The 12237-nt window shown below is 29.7% G+C and carries 14 protein-coding genes and 1 pseudogene; 5 read left to right on the top strand and 10 right to left on the bottom strand.

Features of this window, described 5'->3' with window-relative positions; translation table 11 throughout:
- Together BST83_RS21310 and BST83_RS21305 are read right to left on the bottom strand one after the other, a co-directional pair.
- The coding region (locus BST83_RS21310; protein ID WP_367889130.1) for an FAD:protein FMN transferase at positions 1-136 on the bottom strand (136 nt) is incomplete at its 3' end.
- Positions 137-138: 2 nt separating this feature from the next.
- On the bottom strand, positions 139-285 hold the full coding sequence (locus BST83_RS21305) for a hypothetical protein (protein ID WP_367889129.1): 147 nt from the start codon (positions 283-285) through the stop codon (positions 139-141).
- Between the two features lie 549 nt (positions 286-834).
- On the opposite strand from BST83_RS21305, the gene BST83_RS20310 reads away from it, so the two are divergent.
- From BST83_RS20310 to BST83_RS01900, 3 genes are all read left to right on the top strand, one after another.
- Positions 835-1344 (top strand): OmpA/MotB family protein, encoded by a 510-nt coding sequence (locus tag BST83_RS20310; protein ID WP_240614609.1) that lies wholly within the window; start codon positions 835-837, stop codon positions 1342-1344.
- Positions 1345-1548: 204 nt separating this feature from the next.
- Complete coding sequence (locus BST83_RS21300; RefSeq protein ID WP_146092094.1) at positions 1549-1944, top strand: alpha/beta hydrolase-fold protein; 396 nt, start codon at positions 1549-1551, stop codon at positions 1942-1944.
- 309 nt (positions 1945-2253) lie between these two features.
- Positions 2254-2712: a hypothetical protein gene (locus tag BST83_RS01900; protein WP_104808343.1), complete on the top strand. Its 459-nt coding sequence runs from the start codon at positions 2254-2256 to the stop codon at positions 2710-2712.
- Between the two features lie 101 nt (positions 2713-2813).
- Here BST83_RS01900 and BST83_RS01895 read toward each other — a convergent pair whose 3' ends face one another.
- Together BST83_RS01895 and BST83_RS01890 are read right to left on the bottom strand one after the other, a co-directional pair.
- Positions 2814-4040: an alpha/beta hydrolase-fold protein gene (locus tag BST83_RS01895; protein WP_104808342.1), complete on the bottom strand. Its 1227-nt coding sequence runs from the start codon at positions 4038-4040 to the stop codon at positions 2814-2816.
- Between the two features lie 165 nt (positions 4041-4205).
- Positions 4206-5018 (bottom strand): OmpA/MotB family protein, encoded by an 813-nt coding sequence (locus BST83_RS01890; protein ID WP_240614608.1) that lies wholly within the window; start codon positions 5016-5018, stop codon positions 4206-4208.
- 150 nt (positions 5019-5168) lie between these two features.
- Here BST83_RS01890 and BST83_RS01885 point away from each other — a divergent pair, with 150 nt between their 5' ends.
- On the top strand, positions 5169-6164 hold the full coding sequence (locus BST83_RS01885; RefSeq protein WP_104808340.1) for an FAD:protein FMN transferase: 996 nt from the start codon (positions 5169-5171) through the stop codon (positions 6162-6164).
- 3 nt (positions 6165-6167) lie between these two features.
- Here BST83_RS01885 and BST83_RS01880 read toward each other — a convergent pair whose 3' ends face one another.
- The 6 genes from BST83_RS01880 to BST83_RS01855 form a co-directional block, all read right to left on the bottom strand.
- A complete protein-coding gene (locus BST83_RS01880; RefSeq protein ID WP_104808339.1) occupies positions 6168-6938 on the bottom strand; it encodes a class I SAM-dependent methyltransferase in 771 nt (256 codons plus the stop codon).
- A gap of 54 nt (positions 6939-6992) precedes the next feature.
- Positions 6993-7367 (bottom strand): GxxExxY protein, encoded by a 375-nt coding sequence (locus BST83_RS01875; protein ID WP_104808338.1) that lies wholly within the window; start codon positions 7365-7367, stop codon positions 6993-6995.
- Positions 7368-7592: 225 nt separating this feature from the next.
- A complete protein-coding gene (map, locus tag BST83_RS01870) occupies positions 7593-8396 on the bottom strand; it encodes a type I methionyl aminopeptidase (protein ID WP_104808337.1) in 804 nt (267 codons plus the stop codon).
- 167 nt (positions 8397-8563) lie between these two features.
- Positions 8564-9178, bottom strand: coding sequence for a thioredoxin family protein (locus tag BST83_RS01865; protein WP_104808336.1), 615 nt, complete (start codon positions 9176-9178; stop codon positions 8564-8566).
- 2 nt (positions 9179-9180) lie between these two features.
- Entirely contained in the window at positions 9181-10698 is a 1518-nt protein-coding gene (gene gpmI / locus BST83_RS01860) for a 2,3-bisphosphoglycerate-independent phosphoglycerate mutase (protein WP_104808335.1), read from the bottom strand.
- A gap of 46 nt (positions 10699-10744) precedes the next feature.
- Complete coding sequence (locus BST83_RS01855) at positions 10745-10984, bottom strand: hypothetical protein (protein WP_146092093.1); 240 nt, start codon at positions 10982-10984, stop codon at positions 10745-10747.
- Between the two features lie 202 nt (positions 10985-11186).
- Between BST83_RS01855 and BST83_RS01850 the strand changes: the two are divergent.
- Positions 11187-12237: pseudogene (locus tag BST83_RS01850) on the top strand (aromatic amino acid hydroxylase); the annotation flags it as partial.

Genomic DNA, 12237 nt, shown 5'->3' with positions numbered 1-12237 from the left:
TAAGATTGTTTCTTTCATTTTCAGGCCCAAATCCGTAAGCATTTACTAAATTTCCAACCGTTGGATCAAAAAAACCATCTGTTTCTTTGTAGATTCTTTTTGATTTTTCGAAAACTTCAGAAAAAATAGCATCCACAACTATTGGGTATCGCCATTATTAATTTTAGAAATATCTGAAGTAGAAATATATGTAGATGTAGCGCTGTTTATCAACAAAAATAGACTGTCTAACGAATCTTGGTAATTAATAGCTGAATTTAAGTAGGTTATTTTAAGTTGTCCCAAAAACTAGGCCTTGTAACGTATAATCCCTGTTCTGAACTCTTTCTTACATGCTATTAAAATTGATGAAATGATAAGAAAAGCGACTATTATTTTGAGTTTCATGAATTTCTTAATTTTTGTACAAAAATAGTGTATAAATTTTTCACAATTATTGTTAAACACACTTTTATTGGTACATTTTGTTAAATTTGTAGATAAATTTAATTAATATAAAGATGAAAAAATATCATATTATTATTAACCGCTGTTTTGGTAAGTTCTTGTGTTTCTAAGAAAAAATTTGTTGAATTAGAAACAAAACACGATTTATCTAAAACAGAATTAGTAGATCTAAAAGCAAATTTACAAAAATGTTTAATTGACAATGAAAGAGAATCTACCAGGTTTTTACTTTGTTAGAGCAAATAAAAATTTACAAGAGGATAAAAAAACAGCTTTAAACAAGTTGAAAACTTAACTGTTTTAACACAATCTTCTTCTGACAATATTAAAACTGTTATTTCTCAATTAAGTGAAAAAGACAAGTACATTAATGGTATTAGAGAAGCAATGACTCAAAAAGACTCATTAAATCTAGCTATTAAGTTTCATTTAACTAAAAACTTAACTGATGGGATTAGAGATGAAGATATCGAGGTAAACGTTGAAAAAACGGTCGTTTTTATCTCAATTTCGGATAAATTATTATTTAAAAGCGGAAGCTATAATGTAACTGATAAAGCATATACTGTTTTAGAAAAGATTGCAAAAGTAATTAATGACCAACCTACTATGGAAGTGATGATTGAAGGCCATACAGACACCACTCCAATAAAAAGAGATATCATTCAAGATAACTGGGATTTATCTGCTTTGAGAGCTACTTCAATTACAAGAATTTTACAATATAAATACGGTGTTCAACCAGAAAGATTAATTGCTGCGGGTAGAAGTCAATATATTCCTTTAGCACCAAATGATACTGCTGCAAATAAATCTATAAACAGAAGAACAAAAATTATTATCATGCCTAAATTAAATCAATTCTTTGAATTGTTAGAGCAAGATGCTACTAAATAATTTTTAAACTTTACATTATTTTAAACCCAACTCAAATGAGTTGGGTTTACTTTTTAGATGATTTCTAAACTTGACTTTTCAAAAAAAACCACTAACTTCGTTTAACTTCTGATAAAATGAATTAAAACTCACCTTATCATTATAGTTAGCAAATATTAAAATGAAAATAGTAAAACTTATAATAATTGTTTTGTTTTTACAAACATTACACTTGGTCAAAACTATTTAGGTTATTCCAATGATAGCTTAAAAATTAAATCCGTTTTTCTAAAAGAAACAGTAAGTCTTAACCTACATATTCCGGAAACATTTAACTTTTCAGCAAAATCAACAAAATATCCAATCACAATAATTTTTGATAGTCAACACGAAAGAACGTATCCTCAAATAATAAATTCAATTGATTTATTGACTAATGAATCTCAAATACCAGAAACAATTATAATTGGAGTGCCTTTTAATCGCAATAATAGGTATTACTTAACTTCTAGTCAGAAAAATAAAAACGATTCTTTATTAGGTATTGAAAGAATGGAAAGGTTTCTTTTTAATGAACTTATTCCAAAACTTCAAAAAGAGTTTAAAGCAAAGACTATATAACTCTTGTTGGACATTCAAGGACTGCTTTTTTAGTCAATTATTTAACCACAAAACAAAGTAAAAAAATGATATCGCAATTGCGTTAAGTGGATTTTACAATAATAAACCTTTGTCTATTGAGAATTTCAAATCTTATATTTCAGACTCTTCTAATTTTCTTAATAAGTTTAATTATTATTTTACTGCTGGAAGCACTTTGGAAGAAGAAACATATCTAACTGAATGTAAAGATGTATCTGATTATATTTCCAAAACCGAAATGCCAAAAACTTTGTAGGACGTTTTGCCGAAAGCAAAAACGCTAACCATATGACCAACTATTGGGTTTCAGCACCTTCTATTTTTATGGACGCATACGCTGATTATAATTCAATCCTAAATAACTGGTTTTATATCAAGTTAAAAAAAGATACTATCGAAAAGCCAATAGAGGAATTTAAATCTGATTTAGAACAAACAGGTAAAAAATTAGGGTTTGAGGTAAATCCTAACCTAACTCATATATTTTCATTAGCGAGTTCTTTTGGATATGAGAAAAAAGACATTCAAACAGCTATTGACTTTATTAAACTAGGGCAAAAGTATTATCCTAATTATCCTGATTTTGATTTAGAACTTATTGGATACTATAATCAGCTCAATAATCTCAAAATGTCAGAATATTATAAAACAGAATATAGAAATAAAGTTATGTCAAGAAAGGATATTAGTGAACGAGAAAAAACTGAACTATTAAAAAAATTGAAGAAGAATAAAAACGTTTGCTAACACCGTGTATAATTAATTGCTTGGTTTCTGCCAATTTACGAAGTCCTTGCGGACTTTCTATCTGTGTTTTATTTGCTAACTTTGGTGCTTAAAACTCGCAACTAACCATACACGGTGTTAGCAAACGTTTTTTCTTCTTCAATTTTTTTAAATAGTTCAGTTTTTTCTCGTTCACTAATATCCTTTCTTGACATAACTTTATTTCTATATTCTGTTTTATAATATTCTGACATTTTGAGATTATTGAGCTGATTATAGTATCCAATAAGTTCTAAATCAAAATCAGGATAATTAGGATAATACTTTTGCCCTAGTTTAATAAAGTCAATAGCTGTTTGAATGTCTTTTTTCTCATATCCAAAAGAACTCGCTAATGAAAATATATGAGTTAGGTTAGGATTTACCTCAAACCCTAATTTTTTACCTGTTTGTTCTAAATCAGATTTAAATTCCTCTATTGGCTTTTCGATAGTATCTTTTTTTAACTTGATATAAAACCAGTTATTTAGGATTGAATTATAATCAGCGTATGCGTCCATAAAAATAGAAGGTGCTGAAACCCAATAGTTGGTCATATGGTTAGCGTTTTTGCTTTCGGCAAAACGTCCTACAAAGTTTTTTGGCATTTCGGTTTTGGAAATATAATCAGATACATCTTTACATTCAGTTAGATATGTTTCTTCTTCCAAAGTGCTTCCAGCAGTAAAATAATAATTAAACTTATTAAGAAAATTAGAAGAGTCTGAAATATAAGATTTGAAATTCTCAATAGACAAAGGTTTATTATTGTAAAATCCACTTAACGCAATTGCGATATCAATTTTTTTACTTTGTTTTGTGGTTAAATAATTGACTAAAAAAGCAGTCCTTGAATGTCCAACAAGAGTTATATAGTCGTTTGCTTTAAACTCTTTTTGAAGTTTTGGAATAAGTTCATTAAAAAGAAACCTTTCCATTCTTTCAATACCTAATAAAGAATCGTTTTTATTTTTCTGACTAGAAGTTAAGTAATACCTATTATTGCGATTAAAAGGCACTCCAATTATAATTGTTTCTGGTATTTGAGATTCATTAGTCAATAAATCAATTGAATTTATTATTTGAGGATACGTTCTTTCGTGTTGACTATCAAAAATTATTGTGATTGGATATTTTGTTGATTTTGCTGAAAAGTTAAATGTTTCCGGAATATGTAGGTTAAGACTTACTGTTTCTTTTAGAAAAACGGATTTAATTTTTAAGCTATCATTGGAATAACCTAAATAGTTTTGACCAAGTGTAATGTTTGTAAAAAACAAAACAATTATTATAAGTTTTACTATTTTCATTTTAATATTTGCTAACTATAATGATAAGGTGAGTTTTAATTCATTTTATCAGAAGTTAAACGAAGTTAGTGGTTTTTTTTGAGAAAGTCAAGTTTAAGAAATCATCTAAAAAAGTAAAACCCAACTCATTTGAGTTGGGTTTTAAAATAATGTAAAGTTTAAAAATTATTTAGTAGCATCTTGCTCTAACAATTCAAAGAATTGATTTAATTTAGGCATGATAATAATTTTTGTTCTTCTGTTTATAGATTTATTTGCAGCAGTATCATTTGGTGCTAAAGGAATATATTGACTTCTACCCGCAGCAATTAATCTTTCTGGTTGAACACCGTATTTATATTGTAAAATTCTTGTAATTGAAGTAGCTCTCAAAGCAGATAAATCCCAGTTATCTTGAATGATATCTCTTTTTATTGGAGTGGTGTCTGTATGGCCTTCAATCATCACTTCCATAGTAGGTTGGTCATTAATTACTTTTGCAATCTTTTCTAAAACAGTATATGCTTTATCAGTTACATTATAGCTTCCGCTTTTAAATAATAATTTATCCGAAATTGAGATAAAAACGACCGTTTTTTCAACGTTTACCTCGATATCTTCATCTCTAATCCCATCAGTTAAGTTTTTAGTTAAATGAAACTTAATAGCTAGATTTAATGAGTCTTTTTGAGTCATTGCTTCTCTAATACCATTAATGTACTTGTCTTTTTCACTTAATTGAGAAATAACAGTTTTAATATTGTCAGAAGAAGATTGTGTTAAAACAGTTAAGTTTTCAACTTGTTTTAAAGCTGTTTTTTTATCCTCTTGTAAATATTTTATTTGCTCTAACAAAGTAAAAACCTTGGTAGATTCTCTTTCATTGTCAATTAAACATTTTTGTAAATTTGCTTTTAGATCTACTAATTCTGTTTTAGATAAATCGTGTTTTGTTTCTAATTCAACAAATTTTTTCTTAGAAACACAAGAACTTACCAAAACAGCGGTTAATAATAATATTGATATTTTTTCATCTTTATATTAATTAAATTTATCTACAAATTTAACAAAATGTACCAATAAAAAGTGTGTTTAACAATAAATTGTGAAAAATTTATACACTATTTTTGTACAAAAATTAAGAAATTCATGAAACTCAAAATAATAGTCGCTTTTCTTATCATTTCATCAATTTTAATAGCATGTAAGAAAGAGGTTCAGAACAGGGATTATACGTTACAAGGCCTAGTTTTTGGGACAACTTATAAAATAACCTACTTAAATTCAGCTATTAATTACCAAGATTCGTTAGACAGTCTATTTTTGTTGATAAACAGCGCTACATCTACATATATTTCTACTTCAGATATTTCTAAAATTAATAATGGCGATACCACAATAGTTGTGGATGCTATTTTTTCTGAAGTTTTCGAAAAATCAAAAAGAATCTACAAAGAAACAGATGGTTTTTTTGATCCAACGGTTGGAAATTTAGTAAATGCTTACGGATTTGGGCCTGAAAATGAAAGAAACAATCTTACAGAAGAAGAAATAAAAGCGCAAATGCTATTTGTTGGTTTAGAAAAAATTTCTATCAGTAAAGGAAAGGTAGTTAAAGAGGATCCAAAAATATATTTAGATTTTAATGCCATTGCAAAAGGTTTCGGAATCGATTTGGTTGCTCGTTTTTTTGATGAAAAAAAAATAGAAAATTATTTAATTGAAATAGGCGGAGAAATAAGAGCAAAAGGGACGAAAAAGAATCAGAAACCTTGGCTAATTAGAGTTGTAGATCCAGCAAGTGCAAAGGAAAATGGAGGTTTCAAAAATATTAACCTTTCTAATAAATCAATGGCAACTTCCGGGAATTATAGAAAGTTTAGAATTGCTGATGATGGAAAAAAATATGTACACACCATAAATCCTAAAACGGGTTTTGCAACAGAAAGTAATTTATTAAGTGCTTCTGTAATTGCAAGTAAAGATTGCGCAGATGTTGACGCCTATGCAACTGCTTTTATGGCAATGGGTTTAGAAAAAACGAAGGAGTTTTTAAAAAAACATCCTGAAATAGAAGTGATCCTTTTATTTTCTAATACAGAAGGACGTGTTGAAGAATATGCAACATATACATTTCATCAATAAATTTTATTCTTTGTAACAAACAGGAAGAATTTCGTTCTTCATTAAGCAAAATCGTTCTAGTTTTTCTGGAGCGATTTTTTTTGTATAATCAACTTCATCCACTTTAAAACCTACAGAACGCAGTTTGTTAAAATAATCTTTGCCATAAATACGCACATGATCATATTGACCAAAAATTTTAGCACGTTCTTTTCTATCGGTAATAGAATCGTTTTCAAAAGTGGTTTCTTTGGTAATGTCTTGCGGAATTTGAAAAATACCAAATCCGCCTTTTTTCATTACTCTAAACAGTTCTTGCATTGCTTTTGTGTCATCAGAAATATGCTCTAAAACATGATTACAAAAAACAACATCAAAAGAGTTATCTTCAAAAGGTAAGTCGCAAATATCTGCTTTTACATCTGCAATTGGGGATTCTAAATCTGATGTTAAATAATCAAGATTTTTTTGTTTTCTAAAAATGTTTAAAAAACATTGTTCAGGTGCAATGTGTAAGGTTTTTAGTCTCCTATCTGATGTAAAAAAATCAGTTTCATCCTTTAGAAAAAGCCACATCAATCGATGTCTTTCTAGTGATAAAGTTGACGGAGAAAGTGCATTTTCTCTTTGTTTTCTATATCCGTAAGGTAAAAATTTACGAAAACTTTTCCCGTCTATTGGATCGGTAAACTTATTGCCTTTTAAAGAAAGTGCAATTATTGGACGCACTAAATAACTAGCTTTAATTAGCCAAGGTCTAGGGATGGTATTTAATACGGATTTGAAGATTTTCATAGTTGTTACACAGCGGTTTTTTGACACGGATTTCACTGATTTTCACTGATAATATTATAAGATAACTCGTTTATATTTTAAACTACCTTCACCAAAATTGATTAGTAAACCAATTTTTAATTTAGAAACGGCTAAATAATTTAATGTTTGTTTTACATGCGAAGATGTCAGACAATGAATTGCTTTTATTTCTAAAACTATGGTATCATTAATTATAAAATCAGCCCTGTATTTATGAGGAAGAATATTTCCTTTATAACTGATATTAAATTTTTGTTCTTTTGAATATTTAATATTATTATCAATAAATTCTATTTCTAAAGCGTCACTATAAACAACTTCGCTAAAACCTTTACCTAATTGATTGTGAACTTCCATACAGATTCCAATTATCTTAAATGTATCTTCTTTATATAATAGAGTATTCATAATATTATAATTTGATAAATTTTCTTTAATCCTTGAAGATCAGTGAAATATGTGTCATTTTTTTTTAAGTAATTTTGTGATACTCCATAATTTCTCTGTGAAGCTCCTGAACGGTGTTAATTAAATAACTTAGAAGAATCTTTATTTAATTATTTTTAATTCGTGAAAATCCGTGAAATCCTTGTCAAAATTTTAATTGCATCTCATTGAAATCCATATCAAAATCTAATTCCGAAACTCATCCTCAATATCAGTAACAATCCCCAATGCCTCATTCACATATTTAAAAGTCGATAAAAGCTCTGGTTTACCATTCACAATGGCTACATCATGTTCAAAATGAGCCGAAGGTTTATTATCTAAAGTAGTAATGGTCCAACCATCAGAATGCTGTCTTATTCTATGAGTTCCTAAGTTTGTCATCGGTTCAATGGCAACAACCATTCCTTCTACAAATTTCTTTCCTCTTCCTCTTGTTCCGTAATTTGGCATTTCTGGATCTTCGTGCATTTCTCGTCCTAAACCATGACCAACAAGTTCTCTTACAACTCCGTAACCATGTTTTTCCGTAAAATCCTGAATTGCAAAACCAACATCGCCAACTCTATTACCCGCTTTAAACTCTCTGATGCCAACATATAAACTTTCTTTGGTAACTTCTAATAATTTTTGAACTTCCAAATCAATTTCTCCGATGGCAAAAGTGTACGCATGATCGCCATAAAAACCGTTTTTTAAAGCGCCACAATCAATGGATATAATATCTCCTTCAATTAGAGGGTTTTTATTCGGTATTCCGTGAACAATTTGAGAATTCGGACTCATACAAAGGGTGTTTGGAAAATCATACAAACCTAAAAAACCCGGAATAGCTCCTTGTTCTCTTATAAATTCTTCGGCAAGTTTGTCTAAATATAAAGTAGAAACGCCAGGTTTTACCTCTTTTGCAAGCATTCCTAATGTTCTAGAAACTACCAATGCACTTTCGCGCATAATTTCTATTTCTTCTCTGGTTTTGATCTTTATCATTATAAAAAATTGAATCGCAAAGTTACTATTAATTATTAGGAATTAATTTTCTTGATCAAACAATGGTGCATAAAACGGCTTAAAAAAAATAGGACACGAATTTCACAGATTTTTTTCTGTGTTCATCTGTGAAATCAGTATCAAAAAAATACTTGAAATTAAATAAATTACTGACTTCTGTCGTAAGAATGTTTGTAAGGTTGGCCCATTACAATTTTTAAAATATCTTTCTCTAAAGTTTCTCTTGGATACTCTACATAACGTCCAACTTCTTCACCATCTTTATAAAAAATAAAGGTTGGCACTCTTATAATATTTAAACCTTCTTGAAGATTATCAGGTGTTTTTTTACTTCTATCAACTGTAATTAATTCAAAATCATTTTGATTAAAACTAGTTTCATCTAAAAGTTTATAAAAACGAGGTGTTTCTCTTTTACTATCTCCACACCAACTACCCATAAATCCTTTTATAGTATAGCCTTCAATAGCAGTTTTAAGTTTGTCCATCGTTTTTTTATCAGTTGTATATTCCTCATAGCTATTGTCAAACCAGCCTTTAAAAGCTTCATCTTGAAAAGATTCTTTGTTAGCAATACCTATTAAATATCCATTTGCATCTTTTTTAGCAGTAATTTCTCTAGCAATTTTATTTACACTTTTAGGAGCTACTTTTTGAACTTCAATTCTTTCGGTTTCAATTGTGTTTGTTTCTGTAACTTTTTTAGCTGAATTACAAGCCGCAAGAATCGTTACTAAAAATAAGAATAGTATTTTTTTCATAATTATAAAAGTGATTTTTGTGTCATTTCTTTTGGTTGTGCAACGCCCATTAATTCTAGAATTGTCGGTGCAATATCGCCTAAAACTCCACTTTTTATTGATTTTATATCTTTATCAATCAAAATAAAAGGAACGGGATTTGTTGTGTGTGCTGTGTTTGGAGAACCGTCAGGGTTCATCATCGTTTCACAATTGCCGTGATCTGCAATTAACAAGATTGAATAACCGTTATTCAAACCAGTTTCAATCACTGCTTTTGCACAAACATCTACAGTTTCACAGGCCTTTATAGCAGCCTCCATAATTCCTGTGTGCCCAACCATATCGCCGTTTGCAAAGTTTAAACAAACAAAATCGGCTTCGCCTTTTTCTAAATCTTCACAAAGTGCATCTTTTAATTCGTAGGCAGACATTTCTGGTTGTAAATCGTAGGTAGCTACTTTTGGTGAGTTTCTTAAAATTCGAGATTCGCCTTCAAAAGGAGCTTCTTGACCGCCAGAAAAGAAGAAAGTTACATGTGGATATTTTTCTGTTTCCGCAATTCTAATTTGTTTTTTTCCAGCTTTTGATAAAACTTCGCCTAAGGTGTTTTTAATATTATCGTTGTTGTATATAACATTGATACCTTTAAAAGATTCATCATACAAAGTCATTGTTGTGTAGTACAAATCTAACTTTTTCATGTCGAATTCAGGAAAATCATTCTGACTTAAAGCATTCGTTAATTCGCGTCCTCTATCGGTTCTGTAGTTGAAGAAAATGACAGCATCACCTTCTTTTATTTGTGCTTTTGGAGATCCATCTGCATTTGTAATTACAATTGGCTTGTGAAATTCATCCGTTAAACCAGCTTCATAATTTTGGTTGATGGTCGCCAAAATATCCGTAGTTTTTGTCCCAACAGCATGTACTATTCCGTCGTACGCAATTTTAACGCGTTCCCATCTATTATCTCTATCCATAGCGTAATAACGACCAGTAACTGTTGCTAATTCGCCCGTACTTTTTTTCATGTATTCTTGCACTTCGTTGATGAAATACGAACCCGATTTAGGGTCACAATCTCGTCCGTCTGTAAACGCATGTAAAAACACATTGGTAACGTTATTTTCTTTGGCAACATCCAAAATTCCTTTTAAATGATCAATGTGCGCATGAATTCCGCCATTAGAAACCAACCCTAATAAATGCACATTTTTGTTATTTTCTTTGGCATATTTAAAAGTATCTAACAACGCTTTTTCTTTACCTAAGGTTTTTTCTCGAACAGCTTTGTTTATTCTTGCTAAATTCTGATATACAATTCTACCAGCACCTAAATTCATGTGTCCAACTTCAGAATTCCCCATTTGACCCTCTGGCAAACCAACATGTTCTCCTTCGGTTCTTAATTGAGCGTTCGGATATTTGTCATATAAACTATTGATAAATGGAATTTTAGCATTGTAAATTGCGGATACTTTTGGGTCTTGCGTAATTCCCCATCCGTCTAAAATCATTAGAATAACTTTCTTGTTCATTTTTCTGAATTATACTGTAAAAATAAGAAATATTTTAAAGCTTTTTTTAAATTTTCACGAAACCGATAACGTAAATGATAACGGAAATAAGAGCAATGATGATCAATATATTCCTTTTTAATAATTTTTTATTTTCTTCTTGAAGTTTTTCTTTAATCTTTTTGAGTTGGTAGGAAGAGGCTTCTTTGTCAAAAGCAACTTGAATACTTTTCCCTTTCTTAAAATTTTTCAATTTATCAAAAGTTGAAACACGAGTTCTTTTATTATTTTTTAAACTGGTAATCATTCCGGATATTGAACTCATAGCTGAAAGTCTTTTTTTTTAATAAGTATTTGAAAATCAATAAATTTTATAAGAAACTACTTTTTAATTTTCGATATTTTTTACTGATAAATTTAAAGATACAAAAAAGATCTTTTAACAAGAAAACAAGCATATTAAATTGTAAAATTCGTAATTTTGTACTGAAAACTTTATGAAATCTTTAATGAAAGAACATTTTGAATTTAATGAGGTAACAAAAAGTTACCAAAACATTTGCACAAATTTGTTGTAAAGCAACCTTATAACGAATATACTCCTCAAAATCAAGCAGTTTGGAGATATGTAATGCGAATGAATGTAGATTATTTAAGCAAAGTTGCGCATAAATCCTACATGTCCGGACTTCAAAAAACAGGAATTTCTATTGAAAATATTCCGCATATGGAGGGCATGAATAGAATTTTAAAAGAAATTGGTTGGGCAGCAGTTTCTGTAGATGGTTTTTTTCCTCCAAATGCTTTTATGGAATTTCAAGCCTATAATGTTTTGGTAATTGCTTCTGATATGAGAACTATCAATCATATAGAATATACGCCAGCGCCAGATATTATTCATGAAGCAGCTGGTCACGCACCTATTATAGCAAATCCAGAATATGCAGAATATTTAAGACGTTTTGGAGAAGTTGGCAGCAAAGCAATTTCATCTTCTAAAGATTATGAAATATATGAAGCAATCAGGCTTTTATCCATCTTAAAAGAAGACCCAAGTTCAATCGAAAAAGAAGTAGATGAAGCGCAAGAAAAAGTAGAATGGTTGCAAAATAATATGGGCGAATTGTCAGAAATGGCACAAATTCGAAACTTACACTGGTGGTCTGTAGAATATGGTTTGATAGGCACTTTAGATGCCCCAAAATTTATGGAGCAGGTTTGTTATCATCAATTGGTGAAAGTGCTTGGTGCATGACGGATGAAGTTAAAAAAATGCCCTATTCCATTGACGCAGCAACTATAAATTTTGATATTACAAAACCCCAACCGCAATTATTTGTCACTCCAGATTTTGCTTATTTAAGTTTGGTTTTAGATGAATTTGCAAATACAATGGCTTTAAGAACTGGTGGTTTAAAAGGAGCTCAGAAACTACTAAATTCAGAAAATTTAGGAACCGTAGAATTATCAACAGGAATCCAGATTTCTGGAGTATTTACAAAAGTAATTCAGTATAAAATAATAAAGTTGCGTATTTACAAACAACAGGTCCAACCGCTT

Origin of the sequence: Polaribacter filamentus, from assembly GCF_002943715.1 — a bacterium.
Lineage (GTDB): Bacteria > Bacteroidota > Bacteroidia > Flavobacteriales > Flavobacteriaceae > Polaribacter > Polaribacter filamentus.
This window is presented reverse-complemented; position numbering and strand designations above follow the sequence as displayed.

Coding starts and splice junctions, on each gene's coding strand:
- BST83_RS20310 (WP_240614609.1), top strand. CDS start 835: ATGACTCAAAAAGACTCATTAAATCTAGCTATTAAGTTTCATTTAACT.
- BST83_RS01900 (WP_104808343.1), top strand. CDS start 2,254: ATGACCAACTATTGGGTTTCAGCACCTTCTATTTTTATGGACGCATAC.
- BST83_RS01895 (WP_104808342.1), bottom strand. CDS start 4,040: ATGAAAATAGTAAAACTTATAATAATTGTTTTGTTTTTTACAAACATT.
- BST83_RS01885 (WP_104808340.1), top strand. CDS start 5,169: ATGAAACTCAAAATAATAGTCGCTTTTCTTATCATTTCATCAATTTTA.
- BST83_RS01880 (WP_104808339.1), bottom strand. CDS start 6,938: ATGAAAATCTTCAAATCCGTATTAAATACCATCCCTAGACCTTGGCTA.
- BST83_RS01875 (WP_104808338.1), bottom strand. CDS start 7,367: ATGAATACTCTATTATATAAAGAAGATACATTTAAGATAATTGGAATC.
- map (WP_104808337.1), bottom strand. CDS start 8,396: ATGATAAAGATCAAAACCAGAGAAGAAATAGAAATTATGCGCGAAAGT.
- BST83_RS01865 (WP_104808336.1), bottom strand. CDS start 9,178: ATGAAAAAAATACTATTCTTATTTTTAGTAACGATTCTTGCGGCTTGT.
- gpmI (WP_104808335.1), bottom strand. CDS start 10,698: ATGAACAAGAAAGTTATTCTAATGATTTTAGACGGATGGGGAATTACG.
- BST83_RS01855 (WP_146092093.1), bottom strand. CDS start 10,984: ATGATTACCAGTTTAAAAAATAATAAAAGAACTCGTGTTTCAACTTTT.